This window comes from Bordetella pseudohinzii, assembly GCF_000657795.2.
GTDB classification, from domain to species: Bacteria; Pseudomonadota; Gammaproteobacteria; order Burkholderiales; family Burkholderiaceae_B; genus Bordetella; species Bordetella pseudohinzii.
In genome coordinates this window covers 1-20,780 of record NZ_JHEP02000010.1, presented here as the reverse complement: position 1 = coordinate 20,780, position 20,780 = coordinate 1, and the positions used below count along the sequence as shown (strand labels likewise).

Annotated in this window: 19 protein-coding genes; 11 read left to right on the top strand and 8 right to left on the bottom strand. The window is 66.9% G+C overall.

From position 1 onward, the window contains the following. Nucleotides 1-43: 43 nt before the first annotated feature. The 6 genes from murJ (at nt 44) to rpsT (ending at nt 6,456) form a co-directional block, all read left to right on the top strand. Nucleotides 44-1,603 (top strand): murein biosynthesis integral membrane protein MurJ, encoded by a 1,560-nt coding sequence (gene murJ, locus L540_RS13560; protein WP_043207714.1) that lies wholly within the window; start codon nt 44-46, stop codon nt 1,601-1,603. Between the two features lie 283 nt (nt 1,604-1,886). Then, nucleotides 1,887-2,618, top strand: coding sequence for a gluconate 2-dehydrogenase subunit 3 family protein (locus tag L540_RS13555; RefSeq protein WP_043207877.1), 732 nt, complete (start codon nt 1,887-1,889; stop codon nt 2,616-2,618). A 9-nt stretch (nt 2,619-2,627) separates the two neighbouring features. Beyond that, nucleotides 2,628-4,409 (top strand): GMC family oxidoreductase, encoded by a 1,782-nt coding sequence (locus L540_RS13550; RefSeq protein ID WP_043207712.1) that lies wholly within the window; start codon nt 2,628-2,630, stop codon nt 4,407-4,409. A gap of 18 nt (nt 4,410-4,427) precedes the next feature. Further along, entirely contained in the window at nt 4,428-4,802 is a 375-nt protein-coding gene (locus L540_RS13545; RefSeq protein ID WP_231584804.1) for a c-type cytochrome, read from the top strand. A gap of 185 nt (nt 4,803-4,987) precedes the next feature. Next, nucleotides 4,988-5,995, top strand: a complete 1,008-nt coding sequence (locus L540_RS13540; protein WP_043207709.1) for a FecR domain-containing protein — start codon at nt 4,988-4,990, stop codon at nt 5,993-5,995. A 197-nt stretch (nt 5,996-6,192) separates the two neighbouring features. After that, nucleotides 6,193-6,456, top strand: coding sequence for a 30S ribosomal protein S20 (gene rpsT / locus L540_RS13535; RefSeq protein WP_012417773.1), 264 nt, complete (start codon nt 6,193-6,195; stop codon nt 6,454-6,456). A gap of 114 nt (nt 6,457-6,570) precedes the next feature. Here the strand turns inward: rpsT and garL are convergent, their stop codons facing one another. From garL to L540_RS13505, 6 genes are all read right to left on the bottom strand, one after another. Beyond that, nucleotides 6,571-7,338, bottom strand: coding sequence for a 2-dehydro-3-deoxyglucarate aldolase (garL, locus tag L540_RS13530; protein WP_043207706.1), 768 nt, complete (start codon nt 7,336-7,338; stop codon nt 6,571-6,573). Nucleotides 7,339-7,382: 44 nt separating this feature from the next. Further along, nucleotides 7,383-8,378, bottom strand: coding sequence for a Bug family tripartite tricarboxylate transporter substrate binding protein (locus L540_RS13525; RefSeq protein WP_043207704.1), 996 nt, complete (start codon nt 8,376-8,378; stop codon nt 7,383-7,385). Nucleotides 8,379-8,471: 93 nt separating this feature from the next. Then, nucleotides 8,472-10,214 (bottom strand): L-arabinonate dehydratase, encoded by a 1,743-nt coding sequence (gene araD, locus L540_RS13520; protein WP_043207703.1) that lies wholly within the window; start codon nt 10,212-10,214, stop codon nt 8,472-8,474. Nucleotides 10,215-10,228: 14 nt separating this feature from the next. Further along, entirely contained in the window at nt 10,229-11,338 is a 1,110-nt protein-coding gene (locus tag L540_RS13515) for an Ldh family oxidoreductase (RefSeq protein WP_043207701.1), read from the bottom strand. A 57-nt stretch (nt 11,339-11,395) separates the two neighbouring features. After that, nucleotides 11,396-12,130, bottom strand: coding sequence for a FadR/GntR family transcriptional regulator (locus tag L540_RS13510; protein ID WP_043207699.1), 735 nt, complete (start codon nt 12,128-12,130; stop codon nt 11,396-11,398). A gap of 63 nt (nt 12,131-12,193) precedes the next feature. Next, nucleotides 12,194-13,123: a dihydrodipicolinate synthase family protein gene (locus tag L540_RS13505; protein ID WP_043207698.1), complete on the bottom strand. Its 930-nt coding sequence runs from the start codon at nt 13,121-13,123 to the stop codon at nt 12,194-12,196. 222 nt (nt 13,124-13,345) lie between these two features. On the opposite strand from L540_RS13505, the gene L540_RS13500 reads away from it, so the two are divergent. Both L540_RS13500 and L540_RS13495 read left to right on the top strand, forming a co-directional pair. Then, entirely contained in the window at nt 13,346-14,290 is a 945-nt protein-coding gene (locus tag L540_RS13500; RefSeq protein ID WP_043207874.1) for a Bug family tripartite tricarboxylate transporter substrate binding protein, read from the top strand. Nucleotides 14,291-14,372: 82 nt separating this feature from the next. Continuing rightward, nucleotides 14,373-15,326, top strand: a complete 954-nt coding sequence (locus L540_RS13495) for a 2-hydroxyacid dehydrogenase (RefSeq protein ID WP_043207871.1) — start codon at nt 14,373-14,375, stop codon at nt 15,324-15,326. A gap of 55 nt (nt 15,327-15,381) precedes the next feature. On the opposite strand, the gene L540_RS13490 is transcribed toward L540_RS13495, so the two are convergent. After that, nucleotides 15,382-15,672, bottom strand: a complete 291-nt coding sequence (locus L540_RS13490) for a DUF3579 domain-containing protein (protein ID WP_029579622.1) — start codon at nt 15,670-15,672, stop codon at nt 15,382-15,384. A 158-nt stretch (nt 15,673-15,830) separates the two neighbouring features. Here L540_RS13490 and L540_RS13485 point away from each other — a divergent pair, with 158 nt between their 5' ends. The 3 genes from L540_RS13485 (at nt 15,831) to argG (ending at nt 19,446) form a co-directional block, all read left to right on the top strand. Next, complete coding sequence (locus L540_RS13485; protein WP_043207695.1) at nt 15,831-17,012, top strand: aspartate aminotransferase family protein; 1,182 nt, start codon at nt 15,831-15,833, stop codon at nt 17,010-17,012. A gap of 55 nt (nt 17,013-17,067) precedes the next feature. Continuing rightward, the gene (argF, locus tag L540_RS13480; RefSeq protein WP_043207693.1) at nt 17,068-18,009 is read left to right on the top strand and encodes an ornithine carbamoyltransferase; all 942 of its coding nucleotides are present in this window, start codon (nt 17,068-17,070) and stop codon (nt 18,007-18,009) included. A gap of 99 nt (nt 18,010-18,108) precedes the next feature. After that, nucleotides 18,109-19,446 (top strand): argininosuccinate synthase, encoded by a 1,338-nt coding sequence (gene argG / locus L540_RS13475; protein WP_043207691.1) that lies wholly within the window; start codon nt 18,109-18,111, stop codon nt 19,444-19,446. A 67-nt stretch (nt 19,447-19,513) separates the two neighbouring features. Here argG and L540_RS13470 read toward each other — a convergent pair whose 3' ends face one another. Further along, nucleotides 19,514-20,701, bottom strand: coding sequence for an FkbM family methyltransferase (locus tag L540_RS13470; RefSeq protein ID WP_043207690.1), 1,188 nt, complete (start codon nt 20,699-20,701; stop codon nt 19,514-19,516). Nucleotides 20,702-20,780: the final 79 nt, after the last annotated feature.

The window sequence follows — 20,780 nt, the reverse complement described above, 5'->3', positions numbered from 1 at the left end:
CGTGCCGGCCGTGGCCGGCACGCTTTTCCTCTCAAGCGTTCCCATGGCATTGTTCCGCTCGGCCGCAACGGTCAGCAGCTTCACGCTGCTCTCGCGCATCACGGGGTTGATCCGCGACATCCTGATTGCGCGCGCATTCGGCGCCGGAGCCCTGACCGATGCCTTCTGGGTCGCTTTCCGTATTCCCAACCTGCTGCGGCGCCTGTTCGCCGAGGGCGCTTTCGCGCAGGCCTTCGTGCCCATCCTGGGCGCCGCGCGCACGCGCCACGGCGACCAGGACGTCCGCGTCCTGCTCGACCGCGTGGCCCTGCTCCTGACCCTGGCCCTCATGGCCGTCACGGTGGCGGGCATCCTGGCCGCGCCCTGGGTCGTGACGGCCATGGCCAGCGGCCTGCGCGGCAGCGCGCGCGCCACCGAATTCGGCGCGGCGGTCTGGATGACGCGGGTGATGTTCCCCTACATCCTGTGCATGTCCCTGGTGGCCTTCGCCTCCGGCGTGCTCAATACCTGGCGCAAATTCGCCGTCCCGGCCTTCACGCCGGTGCTGCTCAATCTTTCCATGATCGCCGCCGCCATCTGGCTGGCCCCGCGCCTGGACGTGCCCATTTACGCGCTGGCCATCGGCGTGATGGCCGGCGGCGTCGCCCAGCTGGTCATCCAGTGGGCGGCGCTGGCCCGGCTGGGCCTGACGCCGCGCCCGACGCTGCGCGTGCGCCAGGCATGGGCCGATCCCACCGTCAAGCGCATCCTCCGGCAGATGGCCCCGGCCACCCTGGGCGTCTCGGTGGCGCAGATCTCGCTGCTCATCAACACCAATATCGCCACCTGGCTCCAGGCGGGCAGCGTGACCTGGCTGTCCTTCGCCGACCGCCTGATGGAGTTTCCGACCGCGCTGCTGGGCGTGGCGCTGGGCACGGTGCTGCTGCCCAGCCTGTCGGCCGCCCACGCCCGCCAGGACCAGGCCGGCTACAGCGCCTTGCTGGACTGGGGGCTGCGCATGGTGTTGCTGCTCGGCCTGCCCGCGGCGCTGGGCATGATGCTGCTGGCCGACGGGCTGGTGGCCACGCTGTTTCACTATGGCGCCTTCCAGGCCGCCGACGTGCAGCAGACCCGGCTGGCCGTCATCGCCTATTCCGTGGGCCTGATCGGCCTGCTGTCGGTCAAGATCCTCGCCCCCGGCTTCTATGCCCAGCAGGATATCCGCACGCCCGTGAAGATCGCGATTCTGGTGCTGATCATGACCCAGATCATGAACGCCATCTTCGTGCCGATGCTGGCGCACGCCGGCCTGGCCCTGGCCATCGGCCTGGGCGCCTGCCTCAATGCCCTGATGCTGCTTGCCGGCCTGCGCCGCCGGGGGGTCTACCAGCCCGGGCGGCAGTGGCTGCGCTTTGCCCTGCGCATCGTGCCGGCGCTGCTGGCGCTGGCCGCCGTGCTGCTGTGGGCCGGCCATCACATCGACTGGATCGCGCTCAAGCACTATCCCCTGCTGCGCGCCGGCTGGCTGGCCGCCGTGCTTGCCGCCAGCGGCCTGGCCTACTTCGGCGTGCTGTTCGCCCTCGGCTTGCGTCCGCGCGATTTCAACCGCCGCGCCGCCTCCTGACCCCACCTTGTTCAGCTGAAATTCAGCTTACAAGCCTAGGCTTGTTGCATCCTGCCAGTGCAAGTGTGATCCAGGGGTCTTAGCCGCGCCGTGTTTGCCACGTCCGAGTCCTGAACCTTACGCTGCCCTTCTGCCGCGGAGCACCGCGGCCGTCGCAACGCCCTGTGTCGGTGCTCTGAACTCGACGTTGTCTCCCCCCCCTCCGATGACGCTCGCCCTCGCCATGGCGCTGGCGGACCTTGCCTTGTCCACCCGAAACAGCAAGCACTACACGGAGGGGTTTATGGAAGAGTTCAAGGAAAGCCGCCGCGTCTTCCTGCGCGGCGCGGTGATCGGAGGCACGGCCGCGGCCGGCGCCGGCCTGCCGCTGGCGGGCTTGGCGCAGCAGGCGGCGGCCCCCGCGGCGGCCGCGCCGGCCGCCGACGAGACACCGGCCGGCTATGTCTTTCTCACGCCCGAGGAAGCCGCCTTTGTCGAAGCGCTTGTCATGCATATGGTGCCGGCCGAAGGCGGCCTGGGCGGCAGCGGCATGGATCTCGGCCTGCACACCTATATCGACCGGGCCCTGGCCGGCAACTGGGGCAAGGGAGACCGCCTCTACCAGCAAGGCCCCTGGCAGCTGGGCAGCCCCAACCAGGGCTATCAGCTGGCGCTCTCGCCGGCCGAGCTGATGCGCTCGGGCATCCTGCAGACCAACGCCTACTGTAGCAAGCAGTACGGGGGCAAATCCTTCGATCTGGCCAGCGAGGCCCAGCGCGAGGAGGTGCTCAAGGGACTGGAAACCGGCAGCCTCGCCTTTGACGGAGGCCCGCCGTCCAAGGTCTTTTTCGCCATGGTCTATCAGCTGGTCATGGAAGGCATGTTCGCCGACCCCATCTACGGCGGCAATCACGACAAGGCGGTCTGGAAAGACATCGGCTTTCCCGGCGTGGTCGCCACCCACGCGCGCAACATCGTGGACTTCAAGAACAAGCCCTTCCCCAACAATCCGCTGAGCATCGCCGACCTGGCGTAGGAGCACGACATGGCCAAGAAACTTCCCGAAGTCGACGTCGTGGTCATCGGCATGGGCTGGACCGGCGGCATTCTCTCGAAGGAACTCGCCGAGACCGGCCTGAAGGTCGTGGCGCTTGAGCGTGGCGAGCATCGCGCCCCCGCCGAGGATTTCTCGGTGCCCCATATCCGCGACGAGCTGAATTTCAGCACCCGCCACGGCCTAATGATCGACACCCGGCGCGACACCCTCACCGTGCGCAACAACATCAAGGAAACCGCGCTGCCCATGCGCCGCCTGGGTTCCTTTCTGCCGGGCGACGGCCTGGGCGGAGCCGGCTCGCACTGGAACGGCCATACCTGGCGCTGGACCGACCATGAGTTCAAGGTCCGCTCTCTGTATGAACAGAAGTACGGCAAGAAATTCATCCCGGCCGAGATGACCGTCCAGGACTGGGGCATCACCTATGCCGAGCTGGAGCCCTTTTACGACCGCTTCGAGTATGTGGCGGGCATATCGGGCACGGCCGGCAATGTGGGCGGCAAGAAGACCGAGGGCGGCAACCCCTTCGAGGCCGAACGCAAGCGCGACTATCCCCTGCCCGCGCTGGAACGCAGCCATGCCTGTGACCTGTTCGGCGCGGCCGCCAAGAAAGCGGGCTACCACCCCTTTCCCATGCCCACCTCCAACGCCTCCAAGCCCTACACCAACCCGGATGGCTCGGTATTCGGGCAATGCCAGTATTGCGGCTTCTGTGAGCGCTTCGGCTGCGAATCCAACGCCAAGGGCAGCCCGCTGATCACCGTCATCCCGCTGGCCAAGAAACAGCCCACCTTCGAGCTGCGCACCCATGCCTGGGTCACCAAGATCGTCATGGACAAGCAGAAGAAGATGGCGACGGGCGTGGAGTACACCAACATCAGCACCGGCGAACAGCTGTTCCAGCCCGCCAAGCTGGTGGTCCTGTCGGCCTATGCGCTGAACAACGTGCACCTGATGCTGCTCTCGGGCATCGGCAAGCCCTACGATCCGGCCACGGGCAAGGGGGTGGTGGGCCGCAACTACTGTTACCAGACCGGCGCCGGCGCGACCCTGTTCTTCGAAGAAGGGCATATCTTCAACCCCTTCATGTCGGCGGGCGGCCTGTCCACCGTCATCGACGACTTCAATGCCAACTGGGACTTCGACCGCTCGCAGGCCGACGCGCGTTTCGTGGGCGGCTACACCCTCAGCGGCGGCATGTACCACGGGCGGCCCATCGAGTACCACCCGGTGCCGGCCGGCACGCCGCGCTGGGGCAAGGCCTGGAAGGAGGCGGTGCAGAAATGGTATCTGCGCGCCATGAGCATCGGATCCTCGGGCAGCGTGATGGCCAACCGCTACAACTTCCTCGACCTGGATCCCACCTACCGCAATGCCATCGGCCAGCCCCTGATGCGCATGACGTTTGACTACAAGGAGAATGAACAGCGCATCTCGGCGCATGCGGCCAAGATCATCAACGAGATCGCCCGCTCGATGAGTCCCACGCATCTGAACGAAGCCAAGGCGCGCATGTCCTGGTCGGTCGTGCCCTACCAGAGCACACACAACACGGGCGGCACCATCATGGGCACCGACCCGTCGCTGAGCGTGACCAACAAGTACGGGCAGTGCTGGGACGCGCACAACCTTTTCATCTGCGGCGCATCGCTGTTCGGCCACAACGCGGCCTACAACCCGACCGGCCCGGTGGGCGCGCTGGCCTATTACACGGCCGACGCCATCAAGGGCAAATACCTCAAGCAACCCGGCGCGCTGCTGCACGCCTGATCCAAGGAGTTGGCAATGATGAAGACATCGACTAGCCTCGCCGCCCTCGCCCTGGCGCTGTCCTGTAGCCCGGGCGCCTGGGCCCAGGACAAGGTGCTGGACCTTGGCAAGCAGGCCTATCAGGAGTGCATCGCCTGCCACAGCGTCAAGTCGGGCGAAAACGGGGTCGGGCCCAGCCTGGCCGGCATCTTCGGCGCCAAGGCGGGCGAGGTGCCGGGCTTTCGCTTCTCCGGCCCCATGAAGCGCAGCGGGCTGACCTGGGATGCGGCCACCCTGGACAAATACCTGGAGAATCCGCAGGCCCTGGTGCCGGGCACGCGCATGCCCTACTCGGGCATGGCGGACGCGGAAAAACGTGCTGCCCTGATCAAATACCTCGAAACCTTGAAGTAAAGTCTCAGATACCGATACTATATTTCGCTGTATTGCAACAAAACGAAAAGACCGCTCGAAAAAGTGGTCTTTTCATTTGGTGGAATGCAAAGAGCCTGCTACGCTAGGGTAAGGTTTAGTAAAAAAGACTATGATTTATTAACCGCATTACTGAGGCCCCCGCGGGGTCCAGCGTGGAAAAAGAAGTGATATCCACCGACATACCGCCGCTCTCGGACCAGGTAATTGATTGGTTGCTCCTGCTGCGTTCCGGCCGAGCGACCCGGCGCGATTACGCGAATTTCATGGCATGGCGTGAAGCCAGTCCCATGCACGAGAGCGCCTGGCAACAGGTTTCCCAGACCCTGGGCAATTCCATGGCCGGACGGCTGGGAGACGCCTATCCGCTGGGCTACCAAGGCAACGCCGCGGCGGCGCCGCGCCCGCAAGTCATCGCCCCGCACGCCGAAGAAACGCCCGCGCCGCCGCGCCGGCGTTTCCTGGCGGGCGCGCTGGCCGTGACGGCCGCGGCCGGCGCCGGCGCGCTGGTGGCCGTGCGTGATTTCTATCCCCTGTCCAGCGTGGCGGCGGACGCCGCCACCGCCACGGGCGAGCGCCGCCGCTACCAGCTCACCGACGGCACCGAGCTGCTGCTCGATGCCCGCAGCCGCGTCAACCTGGAGTTCACCGCCACCTACCGGCGCCTGATGCTGCTCGAAGGCGCGGTGGCCGTGACCGCGCCCGAAGATCCCAACCGGCCTTTCCTGGTGCAGACCGCCGAAGGCGTCGTGCGCTCTTCGGGCAAGCGTTACATGGTGCGCCAGCAGGCCCGCCGCACCCTGGTCGTGGCCCATGAGGGCGATCTGGACGTCGAGACCGTGGGCGGCACGCGCGGCAGCATCCCGCAAGGCACGGGGGCCCGCTTCGATGCCGCGCGCCTGGACGCCGCCCGCAGCGAGCTATCCACGGAAGCCGCCTGGGAAGGCGGCTGGATCAATGCCAACGGCCGCCCCCTGGCCGAAATCATCGCGGCCCTGCGCCCCTATCGCCACGGCACGCTGCGCGTGTCCATGGCCGCGGGCGGCCTGCCGGTCACCGGCATGTACCCCCTGGACGATTCCGAGGCCGCGCTGCAGGCCCTGGGCGAGCGCATGCCCATCGCCATCCAGCGCCTGACCCCCTGGTTTGTCTCCATCCACGTCGCCATGTCCTGACCTGGCCCCATTAATACCGTCCACGCCCGCGCCATTCCGGCCGGCTCGCGGTACACTAGCGCCAGCAAGACATCGCCGGCCGGCCGCAAACACATGGCGCCGCCCGGCCAAAAAAAGCTTTGTCTCAAGGGACTTGCATTCTCCGGCAAGCTTGATACAATATCCGACTTTGCCGAATTCACTAAACTCAAAGCAACATGGCCAATACCGCCCAAGCCCGCAAGCGCGCTCGCCAATCGGTTGAGCGTAACAAGCACAACTCCAGCCTGCGCTCGATGCTGCGTACCGCGATCAAGCGCGTTCGCCAAGCCATCGCTACCGGCGACAAGGCTGTGGCTGGCGAGACGCTGCGCAAAGCCAGCAGCGTTATCGACCGCGTGGCTGACAAGAACATCATCCACAAGAACAAGGCCGCTCGCCACAAGAGCCGCCTGGCTGCCGCTGTCAAGGCGCTCGCCTAAGCAGCTATGCCGCCCTTGGCCCTGGTCCGCGACCGGGGCGCAGGGGCCGCATATGAATACGGCAAAAAAAAGGATGCCCTCGGGCATCCTTTTTCATGGGCGCCGCCTTGGCGCTCAAGTCGGAAATGCTTCGCGCAGGCCAAAGACCGCCTGCTTGAAAACCCCGATATCCGTGCCCACCGCCACGAAATGCATGCCCATGTCCAGATAGCGCCGGGCATCGGCGGCGGCCGGCGCCAGAATGCCCACGGCCTTGCCCGCCGCGTTGACCCGCTGGTAGAGGTGGCGGATGGTCTCCTGCACTTCGGGATGGCCGGGGTTGCCCAGGTGGCCCAGGGCCGCCGCCAGGTCGGACGGGCCGATAAAGACGCCATCCACCCCCTCCACGGCCGCGATATCGTCCACGGCCTCGATGCCCGGCCGGCTTTCGATCTGCAATAGCACGCAGATATTGTCATTGATGGTGTGCAGATAGTCCGGCACGGTGCCGTAGCGGTTGCTGCGATGCAGGCCCGCCACGCCGCGCATGCCCTGCGGCGGATAGCGCGTGGCCGCCACGGCCTGGCGCGCCTGCGCTTCCGATTCGATGAAGGGAATGAGCAGGTTGTAGAAACCGATATCCAGCATGCGCTTGATCTCGACCGGATCATTCCAGGCGGGCCGGCCCACCGGCGCGCTCTGGCTGGCCTGCAGGGACTGCAGCTGCTGGACGAAGAGCGGTATCTCATTGGGCGCATGCTCGCCATCGAGCAGCAGCCAGTCGAAATCCGCCAGGCCGGCCAGTTCCGCGCTGAGATGGCTGGGCATGGAAAGCCAGAAACCGATGAGGCGCTCGCGCGCCAGTATCCGCTGGCGGAAGCGATTGGGCAAAGGTGAGGTCATGTGTTGTCCACTAGGCAAAAAACATCTGGCCGGTCGGCCGGTACTCAATCCATGCGGGCGCCCGAAGCCTTGGCGGCCTTGCCCCATTTGTCGATCTCCGCGCCGACAAAGGCCGAAAACGCCTTGGGATCATTGCCGACCACGACAAAACCCACTTTCTCCAGTTTGTCGCGCAAGGCGGGCTCGGCCATGGCCTTGACCGTGGCGCCGTGCAGGCGCTCGATCACCGCGGGCGGCGTGCCGGCCGGAGCCGACAGGCCGAACCAGGATTCGGCGGCGAAACCAGGATAGCCGGACTCGGCAATGGTGGGGATATCGGGATAGGCCGGATTGCGCTTGACGCTGGCCACGGCCAGCGCGCGCAGCTTGCCCGCCTGCACCTGGGGCAGGACATTGTCCTGATTCAGGAAGAGCACCGACACCCGGCCGCCTATGGTGTCCGTGATGGCCGCGGCGCCGCCCTTGTAAGGCACATGGACCAGGTTGATGCCCGCGGCCTGCTTGAGCATTTCCATGGCCAGGTGGCCGGAGGAACCATTCCCCGAGCTGGCGTGCGTGTATTTGCCCGGGCTGGCCTTGGCGAGCTGGATGAACTCGGCAAACGTGCGGCCCGGGAACTCCGGGTTGGCGACCAGAACATTGGGGCCTGTCGCCAGCAGCGAGATATGCGCGAAATCCTTGTCCTGGTAGGGCATGGACTGATAAAGGGCATAGTTGATGGCATTGGAGCCCACGCCCGACAACAGCAGGGTGTAGCCGTCGGGCGCGGCCTTGGCCACGGCGTCGGAGCCGATATTGCCATTGGCGCCGCCCTTGTTCTCGACAATGACGGTCTGCCCCAGCTGCTTGCCCAGCTCGGCGGCCAGCAGCCGGCCCACCGCATCGGTGCTGCCGCCCGGCGGAAACGGCACCACCAGGCGCAGGGGTTTGTCCGGCCAGGCCGCGGCCGCGGCAGGCAGGCCGGCCAACAGGCCCACGGAAGCGATCAGGGCCGCCAAAGCGCGGCGGCGACGGATGGACAGGGGGTTGCGGCGCAGCATGCTTTTGTCTCCTCGTGCCGGCCCGGCCGGCATCTTATGTGTATTGAGCAAGTCTGAAACCGGCGGGCCGGCAGGGCCGCCCGCCATCCGCGGTCAATGGATTTCCGGCTCTCCCGGCTCCACGGCCTTGCGCGTCTGCAGGAAGTCGAAATCGCAGCCGCTATCGGCCTGGCCGATATGCTTGAGATACAGCACGCCGAAGCCGCGATCGAACTTGGGCGCCGGCGGCTGCCAGGCCTGCCTGCGCGCCGCCATCTCGGCATCCGTGATGAGCACGTCGATACGCCGCCCGGGCACATCCAGGGCGATCAGGTCGCCCGTGCGGACCAGCGCCAGGGGGCCGCCCACATAGGCCTCCGGCGCCACGTGCAGCACACAGGCGCCATAGCTCGTGCCGCTCATGCGCGCATCCGAGATGCGCACCATATCGCGCACCCCCTGCTTGAGCAGCTTCTGCGGAATGGGCAGCTGCCCCCACTCCGGCATGCCGGGCGCGCCCTGGGGGCCGGCGTTCTGGAGCACGATCACGCTGTCGGCGCTGATATCCAGCTCGGGGTCGTCGATGCGCTCGGCCATGTCGTTGTAGTCCTTGAAGACCACGGCCGGGCCGGTATGCACCTGCAGCCTTGCCTCCATGGCCGGCGGCTTGATGACCGCGCCGTCGGGCGCCAGGTTGCCGCGCAGCACCGCCAGGCCGTCGCGCGGCACCAGCGCCTGGTCGCGGCCGCGGATGACATCGTCATTGAAGACGCGCGCCCCGGCGATGTTCTCGCCCAGGCTGCGGCCATCGACGGTGCCCTGCCCCAGGTCCAGCAGATCGCCCAGCTGCGCCAGCAAGGCGCGCAGGCCGCCGGCGTAATAGAAATCTTCCATCAGATACTTGCCGGCCGGACGCAGATTGGCCAGCACGGGCGTGCTGCGCGCCAGCGCGTCGAAGCGGTCGAGATCGAGATCGAAACCCGCGCGGCGCGCCATGGCGATCAGGTGCACCACCGAGTTGGTCGATCCCGACAGGGCCAGCACCGCGCGCACCGCATTGTCGAACGAGGCCGCGCTCAGGAAATCGCTGGGCTTGAGGTCTTGCCAGACCATCTCGACGATGCGCTTGCCGGTCAGGCTGGCCATCTGGGCATGGCGCGAATCGGGCGCCGGAATCGATGAATAACCCGACAGGCACAGCCCCAGGGTCTCGACCGCCGCCGTCATGGTCGAGGCGGTGCCCATGGTCATGCAATGGCCGGGAGAACGGGCGATGCCGTCCTCCACGCCCTGCCAGTCTTCTTCGGTGATATTGCCGGCGCGCAGCTCGGCCCAGTACTTCCAGGTATCCGAACCCGAGCCCAGCGTGACGCCATTCCAGTTGCCGCGCAGCATGGGGCCGGCCGGCACGAATATCGTCGGCAGGTCCATCGAGATCGCACCCATGAGCAAGGCCGGCGTGGTCTTGTCGCAACCGCCCATGAGCACGCAGCCATCGGCCGGATAGGAGCGCAGCAGCTCCTCGGTCTCCATGGCCAGCAGATTGCGATACAGCATGGTGGTGGGCTTCTGGAAGGGCTCGGACAGACTCATGGCCGGCATCTCCACCGGAAAGCCGCCCGCCTGCCAGATGCCGCGCTTGACCTCCTCGACCCGCTGCTTGAAATGGCTGTGGCAGGGATTGATGTCGCTCCAGGTATTGATGATGGCGATCACCGGTTTGCCGGCATAGTCGGAGCGGTGATAGCCCATTTGCGCCGTGCGCGAACGATGGCCGAAGGAGCGCAGGTCTTTCACGCCATACCAGCGATGGCTGCGCAATTCCTCGGGCTGTTTGCGCTTGGGGGGTTTGCTCATTGTGCTGTCTTCCTCTATTGGAGTCCCAATACATAGCGCGCGCCGCTGCGCTCGCAGATCGCGCGCAATTTTTCTTCCAGCGCCGGCGATATCGGCACGCCGGCCGCATCGCGCAGCCGGGCCTCGGCCGCCTCGGGGTCGCCTGGCACCAGCACCGGCGCCCGCGGATCGGCCGCGGGCGTATCGCGCATGGTGTCGATCAGTTCGTCCATCTCGTCCTCGAAAGAGCCCGCATCGCGAAAGGCGTCGGGGTTGAGCGCGAGGAAGAAATGCCCCACGTCATCGCCCTGTCCCGGCCGGCGCCTGCGCGCATGCCGGGCGGCCAGGGCGCTGCCGCCCAGGGTGCCGCCCAAGGTCTGGGCCAGCAGGGCCAGGCCATAGCCCTTGTGGCTGCTCATGGCGGCCGTGCCGCCCAGGGGCGTCAAGCCGCCCTCCTCGCGTTGGAACAAGAACTGCATGGCCAGGCCGGCGTCCGTCACGCCGCGGCCTTCGCCGTCCACGGCCCAGCCTGGCGGCAGGGTCTTGCCGTAGAAGTCATAGACTTTGACCTTGTTGGCCGCCACGGTCGTGGTGGCCATGTCGAGCACCAGGCCCTCGTTATGCGTGGCGGGCGCGGCGAATGCCAGCGGATTCGTCCCCAGCATGGGCATGGCGCCGCGCGTGGGCACCATGATCAGGGTGGTGGCGCTGCTGGTCACCAGGCCGACCAGGCCGCGCGCCAGGGCCAGCCGGGCGTAGACCCCGGCCGCGCCGAAATGATGGGAGTTGCGAACCGAAACCGCGCCCACGCCATGGCTCAATGCCTTGTCGCAGGCCAGGTCCATGGCCTGCTGCGACACGGGATGCCCCAGGCCGCCCATGGCGTCGAGCAAGGCGCTGGCCGCGCCCTCGCGCACCAGGCGCGGCCGCGCGCCCAGGTCCAGCGTGCCGGCGCGCCATTTTTCTTCATACATGGGCAGCATGGAGATCCCATGCGAATCCACGCCCAGCCGGTCCGTCTCGGCCATCAGCCGCGCGCTCGTGGCCGCCAGATCCTGGGGCATGCCCCAGGCGGTCAGGACAATCTCGATCTGTTCGCGCACCCGCGCCACCGTGGCGCGCCTGCCTGCTGCTTCGTCTTGCACCGCTTGTCTCCTTGGGGGTTCGCCGCCCGGGTCTGCCGCCCGCTGGCGCCGTCAGTGTCAGTCGCGCTCCCTGTCGACCAGCCTGTGCCGCGCCTGGCCCAGGTGGAACTGCATCGCCACGCGCGCGCGCTCGCCATCCTGCGCGCGGATGGCCGCCAGGATGGCCGCGTGTTCGTCGGCCACGCGCTGGGCGCGTTGGCGCGAGCCGGTGCGCGTCAGGTTCAGGGCCAGCCTCATGAAACCGCTGATGGCCTCATGGATGGTCTCCAGCACGCCCAGGTAGAAATCATTGCCGCTGGCTTCGGCGATGCTGGCATGAAAGGCCAGGTCCGCCTCGGGCGACACCCTGCCGTCGGCCAGCATGGCCACGAAAGCCTCATGCGCCTGTTCGATATGCTGGAGCTGTTCGTCGCTGCGCCGCAAGGCCGCCAGGCGCGCCGCATCGCCCTCCAGGGCCACGCGCACCTCCTGGGCCCGCAGATAGGCGCCCACGTTCTGCACATCGGGAAAGGTCTTGAGGCGCGGCGCGGGCTGGTGGCTGACGAAGGTGCCCAGGCCCTGGTGCGCGGTGATCAGGCCATCGGCTCGCAGCCTCAGGAGCGCCTCGCGCACCACCGGGCGCGACACGCCGAAGCGGTCGCAGATATCGTGTTCGGAAGGCAGCTTGTCGCCCACGCCCAGCCGCCCCGAGGCGATCTGCTCGAAGATCTGTCCGTAGAGCTGGTCGGCCAGGCGCACGCGCTGGCCTCTTTCCAGCGGCGCCGGCTTATCCAGTGTGTTTCTCGTGGCCACGCGGACTCCTGGAAATGGACGGGCAAGAAGCCGCTATGGTACCCGGGCCGCGCCGCGGCATCATCAGGCGGCCACGGCCTTGCCGTCCTGGGCCAGCAAGGCCCGCGCCACCGGCGCGACACGCTCGCGCTCGGCCGCGTCCAGCCCGCTTAACAGCGGCAGCATGGGCCCCATGTCCGCCACGCCGGCCAGCGTCACGGCATCGTGCAGCACGCGGATGGGGCTGATGCCGTCGCGGCAATCCTCCAGCGGGAGATAGGCCTCGCGCAGGCGCTCGGCCTCATCGAAGCGCCCGGCGTGCAGGCTGCGCAGCAGCTGCATCGAGCCGCGCGGCGCCACGCATACCGATCCCGAGGTAAAGCTCTTCAGGCCGAACTGGCGGAAATGCGCGATGGCCGGCCGCTCGCCGATGCCGCTGACCACATAGCGCGCATCCACCTCCGCAAGCAGCGAAGCCAGATAGGCGTCCTGGGCGGGATCCTCTCGCACCACCGCATATTTGACGGCCGCGATGCGGCCCTCCTCGATCAGGCGGGCAAGCGTGGCCGGCGCCATATAGTTGGCCGACTTGATGTAGACCACGGCCGGACGGCCCAGCGCGTCGCTGAAGCGGCGCACGCCCTCGGCCAGCCCGGCATCCGTATAGGGAAAGGACATGGGCAGCAGCATGGCCGTCGGAAAGGCGCGCGCGCGCAGGATGCGGGCCTGGTCGATGAACTTGCCATAGTCGGGTCCGGCCGAAGGCAGCACCCAGGTGTCGGCGCCCGCCGAATCAGCCAGCGCGTCGATCACGCTGGCGTATTCGCTCACCGCGATGTTGTAGAAATTGGCGTTGCCGCCGTACATGACACTGCGCACGCCGCCGCTCTCCAGATGCCGCAGCAAAGCCTGGTTGGCCTGCGGATTCAAGGACAGGTCGGCATGGCGCGCCAGCGGCGGCACGGCGATCACGGAACGTTGCAGGTCGACGGCGGTAACCGGGCTGGTCTTCATGGCGGCGCGGACTCCAGTAAGAGGCGGTAGGGGCGGGCTTTCACTTGATTGACAAGCATACTACCAATACCTATATTTGTTTTACAAGTGGCCGTCCCCAAGTAGGTGTCCCACTGCGCAGCAGATCACAGGCGGTCCCGCGTCGCGTGCCACGGGAGCGCTCGATTCATGCACGCGACCCGAGGAGACAAGGTGAATCGCTTTCTGCAAACCTGCGCGGCCATGACCCTGGCCGCCTGCGCCGGATGGTCCGGCGCCGCCCCCGCCGCCTATCCCGAAAAACCGGTCACCATGATCGTGCCCTTCGTGCCGGGCGGATCGTCCGACATCACCGCGCGCGCGGTCACGCCCGGCCTGTCGCAGCGGCTGGGCCAGACCTTTGTGGTGGAAAACAAGCCCGGCGCCAATAGCTCGATCGGCGCGCAGGCCCTGGCGCGCGCCACCGCCGACGGCTACACCATGATGGTGGGCTCCATCGGCACCTTCGCCATCAATGAGGCGCTCTACCGCAGCCTCTCCTACAACCCCAGCAAGGACTTCCAATACCTCACCCAGGCCGTGCGCAACCCCAATGTCCTGGTCGCGCCGCCCGGCTTTCCCGCCAGCACCGTGGCGGAACTGGTGGCCTACGCCCAGCAGCATCCGGGCAAGGTTTCCTATGCCTCGTCGGGCACGGGCTCATCGGATCATCTGTCGGCCGTCATGTTCCGCCAGCGCACCGGCACCACGGGCGTGGACGTGCCCTATCGCGGCGGCGGCGCGGCCATCGCCGACCTGATCGGCGGACAGGTCAATGTCTCCTTCCAGAACCTGGGCGCGGTGCAAAGCCACATCAAGGCGGGCAAGCTCAAGGCCCTGGCGACTACCGGCGAGGCGCGCATCGCCGAACTGCCCGATGTGCCCACCCTGGCCGAGGCGGGCGTGAAGGACATGGTGGTCTATTCCTGGCAGGGCTTTGCCGTGCCGCGCGACACCCCCGCCCCCGTGGTCAAGAAGCTGGCCGAGGCCCTGCGCGAAACGCTGCGCGACCCGCAAGTCGCCAAGACCCTGCAGGGGCTGGGCTTCGAGGTGGTGGCCAATACGCCGCAGGAATTCACCCGCTTCCAGCAGGAAGAGGTCAAGCGCTGGAAGGATGTCATCGGCAAGAGCGGCATCACGCTGGAGTAATGCCCCCGCCCGGGCGCGCCGGCAGGCGCCCCGGGAATCAAGTAGCATTTTTGCTTTGCCATTTCCCCCAACGTTGGACGCCATGACAAGCAAGCATCGCATCATCCAGGTCGGCTCCCTGGCCGGCTCTCCCTCGGCCAATCAGCGGCTGGCCGAAAGCTACGACGTGATCGAGCTCTGGAAACACGAGGACCGCCAGGCCGCCCTGGCCAAGTTCGGCCCCGGCGTCACCGCCCTGGTCACCTCGGCCAATATGGGCGCCTCGGCCGACCTCATCGCCGCCCTGCCCGACCTGAAGGCGATCTGCAGCTGGGGCGTGGGCTATGAAACCATCGACGTCGAGGCGGCCCGTCAACGCGGCGTGCAGGTCAGCAATACGCCCGACGTGCTCACCGACTGTGTGGCCGACCTGGCCTGGGGCCTGTTGATCGCCGCGGCCCGCCGCATGGGCCAGGGCGAGCGCTTCGTGCGGGCCGGCCGCTGGGGCCAGGTCCATGGCAGCATCCCGCTGGGCATGCGCGTCAGCGGCAAGAAACTGGGAGTGGTCGGCCTGGGGCGCATCGGCGAGGCCATCGCCCGCCGCGGCCTGGGCTTTGACATGCAAGTGCGCTATCACAACCGCCGCCAGCGCGACGACGTGGACTACGGCTATGCCGCCAGCCTGACCGAGCTGGCCGAGTGGGCGGACTTCCTGGTCGTGGCCACCGTGGGCGGCCCCAGCACCCGCCATCTGGTGGGGCGCGAGGCGCTGCGCGCCCTCGGGCCCAAGGGCATCATCGTCAACATCGCCCGCGGGCCGGTGATCGACGAGGCGGCCATGGTGGCCCTGCTGGCGTCCGGCGAGCTGGGCTTCGCGGCCCTGGATGTCTTCGAGCACGAACCCGAGGTCCCGGATTTCCTCAAGACCACGGACCAGGCCGTGGTGCTGCCGCATATCGGCAGCGCGACCGCCGAGACCCGCATGGACATGGAAAACCTCATGCTGGACAACCTGGCGGCCTATTTCGCCACCGGCAACGTCATCACGCCGGTATGACGCCCCATGCGCAAGGCCCCCGCGGGGGCCTTGTTATTTGGCGGGGTATTTTCGCCTAAACTTCGCGTTCTTCGGTCTTCAGGCCGTTATCTCGCGCAAAATCAACCACGAACTTATAAGCCAGCGGCTCCAGTTCGCGCAAGCGCTGGTCGACCACGATGCCGCGCACGCCGTCGATCACGACAGGCAGCACATAGGGCGAATACGTGAGATGGTTGCCGGCGCTGCCAGGCGGCCGGAACTGAGCCATGACGCCAGCCAGGCGCTCCGCCCAGTCGCTGGGACGGAAACGCGCACCGCTTTCGGTGACGCCATGAATAACGAATTGTTTGACGCGAGTTGCCATGGGACCTTCACTACGGGCTGCGCGCGCGGACGCCGGATCGGCCGCGTCTCAAACATGCGACCCGCGCCGCGAATTGTATATGATTGATCCTTTGGTCCGCTTCCGCCCTGGGGCATGAAGGGGCCGCATCCCTGGTTTTTCCCGTGGAGAACACCGCGATGAGTTCGCCCTTGGCCAATATCTATTCCCGCCTGCCGGTGTCCTTCACCCACGGCGAAGGCGTCTGGCTGTGGGATCCCGAAGGCCGCAAATACCTCGATGCCCTGGCCGGCATCGGCGTTTCCTGCCTGGGCCACGCCCATCCGCGCCTGGTGCGCGCCATCTCCGAGCAGGCCGCGCGCGTCATCCACACCTCCAATATCTACGAAATTCCCCAGCAGACCGCCCTGGCCGCCCGCCTGAACGCGCTGTCCGGCATGCAAGAGGTCGCCTTCAACAACAGCGGCTCGGAAGCCAACGAGGCCGCCATCAAGCTGGCCCGCTACTACGCCTACCAGCGCGGCAACACCCATGCCCACATCATCACCATGGAATCCTCCTGGCATGGCCGCACCCTGGGCACCCTGGCGGCGACCGGCAGCGAGAAGGCGCGCAAGGGCTTCGAGCCGCTGCCCACCGGCTTCATCCAGGTCGCCTACAACGACCTGGCGGCCGTGCGCGCGGCGGGCGACCGCGAAAGCCGCGTGACCGCCGTGCTGCTGGAAGTCCTCCAGGGCGAAGGCGGCATCCGCCCCTCGGATATCGAATACCTGCGGGGCCTGCGCGAGCTGTGCACCGAACGCGGCTGGCTGCTCATGATCGACGAAGTGCAGTCCGGCATCGGGCGCACCGGAAAATGGTTCGCCCACCAATGGGCCGGCATCCAGCCCGATGTCATGACGCTGGCCAAGGGCCTGGCCGGCGGCGTGCCCATCGGCGCCATGCTGGCCCGCGGCCCGGCCGCGGGCGTGCTTACCCCGGGCAGCCACGGCACGACCTTCGGCGGCGGCCCGCTGGCCTGCGCGGCCGGCCTGGCCGTGCTCGACGCCCTGGAGCAGGACAAGCTGCTGGACAACGCCGAGCGCGTGGGCGGGCATCTGCAGGAGGCGCTGCGCCAGGCCCTGGCCGGCGTGAAGGGCGTCGCCGAGGTGCGCGGCCGCGGCCTCATGCTGGGCATCGAACTCGACCGCCCCTGCGGCGTGCTCGCCCTGCGCGCCATGCAGGCCGGCCTGCTCATCAACGTCACGCGCGACCGTGTGATCCGCCTGCTGCCGCCGCTCATCCTGAGCCGGGACGAGGCCGATCAGATCGTCGCGATCCTCGCGCCTCTCATCAAGGCTTTCCTGGCCGAACAAGCATAATCACAGGCGGCGCGGCCACGAGCCGTGCCGCCGTCCATCGACCTGTGACCTCACCATGACTTCTCCCACGACGCAAAACGGCCCCCTGCGGCATTTCCTGCAGTTCAAAGACCTCACCGCCGCCGAGATCGGCTACGTCCTGGACCGCGCCCGCATCATCAAGGACAAGTTCAAGCGCTACGAGCCCCATATGCCGCTGCATGACCGCACGCTGGCCATGGTGTTCGAAAAGGCCAGCACGCGCACCCGCGTCTCCTTCGAAGCCGGCATGTACCAGATGGGCGGCTCGGTCATCAACCTGACCTCCAACGACTCGCAGCTCGGCCGCGCCGAGCCCATCGAGGACACCGCGCGCGTGATCTCGCGCATGGTCGACATCGTGATGATCCGCACCTTCGAGCAAACCCGCATCGAGCGCTTTGCCTCGCATTCGCGCGTGCCCGTCATCAACGGCCTGACCAACGAATACCATCCCTGCCAGATCCTGGCCGACCTGTTCACCTATATCGAACACCGCGGCCCCATCGCCGGCAAGATCGTCGCCTGGGTGGGCGACGCCAATAACATGTCCTACACCTGGCTGCAGGCCGCCGAGATGCTCGGCTTCACGCTGCACGTGTCCACCCCCGCCGGCTACGAACTCGACCCGGCCCGGGTCGGCAACCCGCCGGCCTCGGTGCTCAGGCAGTTCAAGGACCCCATGCAGGCCTGCCAGGGCGCGCACCTGGTCACCACCGACGTCTGGACCAGCATGGGCTACGAGGCCGAAAACGAAGAGCGCCGCGCCGCCTTCGCCGACTGGTGCGTGGACGCCGAAATGATGGCCGCCGCCGACCCGCAGGCCATTTTCATGCATTGCCTGCCCGCCCACCGGGGCGAAGAAGTCACCGGCGAAGTCATCGACGGCCCGCAAAGCGTGGTCTGGGACGAAGCCGAAAACCGCATGCATGTCCAGAAGGCCCTGATGGAGTTCCTGCTCCTGGGCGAACTGCGCTGACGGCCTGCGACCCGACCCGCCGGCTGACAGGGGGCAAACGCGCTAAAATAGGCGCCTTGAGCCCCCGCCGTCAGCCTTTTTGACGCTTTCGATCACACAATGACTACCATTCTCCCGAACCTTCCCACCGGCCAGAAGGTCGGCATTGCCTTCTCCGGCGGCCTGGACACCAGCGCGGCCCTGCTGTGGATGCGCGAAAAAGGCGCGATCCCCTACGCCTATACCGCCAACCTGGGCCAGCCCGACGAACCCGACTACGAAGACATCCCGCGCCGCGCCATGCAGTACGGGGCCGAGAATGCACGCCTGATCGACTGCCGCGCCCAGCTGGCCGCCGAAGGCCTGGCCGCCCTGCAAAGCGGCGCCTTCCATATCTCCACCGCCGGCCTGACTTACTTCAACACCACGCCCATCGGACGCGCCGTCACCGGCACCATGCTCGTGGCCGCCATGAAGGAAGACGGCGTCAACATCTGGGGCGACGGCAGCACCTTCAAGGGCAACGACATCGAGCGTTTCTATCGCTACGGCCTGCTCACCAACCCGGACCTGAAGATCTACAAGCCCTGGCTGGACCAGACCTTCATCGACGAACTCGGCGGCCGCAGCGAAATGTCCGAGTACATGCGCCGCGCCGGCTTCGACTACAAGATGTCGGCCGAGAAAGCCTATTCCACCGACTCCAACATGCTGGGCGCCACCCACGAAGCCAAGGACCTGGAATTCCTCAATTCCGGCATCCGCATCGTCAAGCCCATCATGGGCGTGGCCTTCTGGCGCGATGACGTGGCCGTCAAGGCCGAAGAAGTCACCGTGCGCTTCGAGGAAGGCCGTCCGGTGGCCCTGAACGGCGTCGAGTACGGCGACCTGGTCGAGCTCCTGCTGGAGGCCAACCGCATCGGCGGACGCCACGGCCTGGGCATGAGCGACCAGATCGAAAACCGCATCATCGAAGCCAAGAGCCGCGGCATCTACGAAGCCCCGGGCCTGGCCCTGCTCTTCATCGCCTACGAGCGCCTGGTGACCGGCATCCACAACGAGGACACCATCGAGCAGTACCGCGAAAACGGCCGCAAGCTGGGCCGCCTGCTCTACCAGGGCCGCTGGTTCGACCCGCAAGCCATCATGCTGCGCGAGACCGCCCAGCGCTGGGTGGCCCGCGCCGTCACCGGCGAGGTCACGCTCGAACTGCGCCGCGGCAATGACTACTCGCTGCTGAACACCGAATCGCCCAACCTGACCTATGCGCCCGAGCGCCTGTCCATGGAAAAGGTCGAGAACGCCCCGTTCACGCCCGCCGACCGCATCGGCCAGCTGACCATGCGCAACCTGGACATCAGCGACACCCGCGACAAGCTGTTCACCTATGTGAAGACCGGCCTGCTCGCCGCCTCGGGCAATGCCGCCCTGCCCCAGCTCAAGGACGAAAAAAAGTAATCCTTGCAGGGTGCAAAAAAACCGGGCGAAAGCCCGGTTTTTTTTCGTCCTGCGGCCCGCGCCGCCGCTAGGCGGCATCTTCATGCACGTAGAGCACCATATCCCAGACGCCCGCATGATGACCGCGCACGGATAGGCGCCGCCGCCCCAGCGCCTGCACGAAACGGCTCAGGGTCAGCAGATCATTGGGATAGTGGTAGGCCGCGATGCTCAGGCGGCATTGCGGCCGGGCCAGATGCCGGGTCGCCCCTTGCAGAATGCCCAGCTCGCCGCCCTCCACGTCGGCCTTGATCATGGTGGCCTCGTCCGGCACCAGGCGATCCAGCGAGACCGCCGGCAAGGTCTCTATCCAGTCTTTGCGCGCCTCGCGCCACTCGGGCGTGTCCGAAGGCAGCACGAAACGCGAGCCATGGGGACAAGCCGGGTCGGTATAAAAATCCACCGAGCCGCCATGCTCGGCGCCCGCCACGACGCGCTCGGCCCGGATAGGCAAGAGCCAGGACAGGCTGCGCAGGCTCGCGAAATCCAGGCGGTTGGGCTCCAGGGCCCAGAGCTGCGAATCCGCCCCCACCAGGCCGGCCATGCGCCCCACCAGCTCGCCCTGGCTGGCCCCCACGTCGACATAGATCTCGCGCTCGCGCGGCACGAAAGAACAATGCGGGCTGGCGCCGTTGAAGTACTGGTATTCGCTGGAGATCATATAGCGCAGCAGAAGGCCGCGATCCAGCGCCAGATAGGCATGAATGCGCGCGGCCAGCGTCTGCTGCGACAGCAGGTCCATCTCGGCCATCAAGGCCAGATAGCTGTCGATCTCCGCGAGATAGTGCTCCCGCTCTTGTTCCACCGGCACATAGGTATGCGCGGCGCCGCTGGCGGCCATGTGGGCCAGGTAATCGAAGCTGCCCTGCACGCCCTGCCACACCGCCCACTCGCCGTAGGTGCCAGGAAAACACATCAGGCCGATATTGGGATTGCGGCTTCGCTGGCGCAGATACTCCAGCATTGAAATCGCGCCCTCCTGGCGGGCCGGGGCCGGCGTCATCGCATTGGCCATATTGGGCTTCTCGCCGACCTCACAGAAGCCCAGGAAACGGGGATCGGCGCGATAGGTCGCCCCTTGCGCCACTTCATGCAGATGTTGGGTCCAGTTGCTGCAATAGCGCGGCCAGAGCACGTAAAAGCCCTCCAGCGCCCGCACGCGCGCGATGCGCTCATCCCCCAGGCGCTTGAGTTCGCGCCAATCGCCCAAGACCATAGGCCGGCCTCCATACAATGAATAAGCCGGCAGTCAGGGAGCCGGCAGTCAGGGAGCCGGCAGTCAGGGAGCCGGCAGT

Excerpts from the sequence above, each read along its gene's own strand:
- murJ (WP_043207714.1), top strand. The coding sequence starts at position 44 with ATGGCATTGTTCCGCTCGGCCGCAACGGTCAGCAGCTTCACGCTGCTC.
- L540_RS13555 (WP_043207877.1), top strand. The coding sequence starts at position 1,887 with ATGGAAGAGTTCAAGGAAAGCCGCCGCGTCTTCCTGCGCGGCGCGGTG.
- L540_RS13550 (WP_043207712.1), top strand. The coding sequence starts at position 2,628 with ATGGCCAAGAAACTTCCCGAAGTCGACGTCGTGGTCATCGGCATGGGC.
- L540_RS13545 (WP_231584804.1), top strand. The coding sequence starts at position 4,428 with ATGAAGACATCGACTAGCCTCGCCGCCCTCGCCCTGGCGCTGTCCTGT.
- rpsT (WP_012417773.1), top strand. The coding sequence starts at position 6,193 with ATGGCCAATACCGCCCAAGCCCGCAAGCGCGCTCGCCAATCGGTTGAG.
- garL (WP_043207706.1), bottom strand. The coding sequence starts at position 7,338 with ATGACCTCACCTTTGCCCAATCGCTTCCGCCAGCGGATACTGGCGCGC.
- L540_RS13525 (WP_043207704.1), bottom strand. The coding sequence starts at position 8,378 with ATGCTGCGCCGCAACCCCCTGTCCATCCGTCGCCGCCGCGCTTTGGCG.
- araD (WP_043207703.1), bottom strand. The coding sequence starts at position 10,214 with ATGAGCAAACCCCCCAAGCGCAAACAGCCCGAGGAATTGCGCAGCCAT.
- L540_RS13505 (WP_043207698.1), bottom strand. The coding sequence starts at position 13,123 with ATGAAGACCAGCCCGGTTACCGCCGTCGACCTGCAACGTTCCGTGATC.
- L540_RS13500 (WP_043207874.1), top strand. The coding sequence starts at position 13,346 with ATGACCCTGGCCGCCTGCGCCGGATGGTCCGGCGCCGCCCCCGCCGCC.
- L540_RS13495 (WP_043207871.1), top strand. The coding sequence starts at position 14,373 with ATGACAAGCAAGCATCGCATCATCCAGGTCGGCTCCCTGGCCGGCTCT.
- L540_RS13490 (WP_029579622.1), bottom strand. The coding sequence starts at position 15,672 with ATGGCAACTCGCGTCAAACAATTCGTTATTCATGGCGTCACCGAAAGC.
- L540_RS13485 (WP_043207695.1), top strand. The coding sequence starts at position 15,831 with ATGAGTTCGCCCTTGGCCAATATCTATTCCCGCCTGCCGGTGTCCTTC.
- argF (WP_043207693.1), top strand. The coding sequence starts at position 17,068 with ATGACTTCTCCCACGACGCAAAACGGCCCCCTGCGGCATTTCCTGCAG.
- argG (WP_043207691.1), top strand. The coding sequence starts at position 18,109 with ATGACTACCATTCTCCCGAACCTTCCCACCGGCCAGAAGGTCGGCATT.
- L540_RS13470 (WP_043207690.1), bottom strand. The coding sequence starts at position 20,701 with ATGGTCTTGGGCGATTGGCGCGAACTCAAGCGCCTGGGGGATGAGCGC.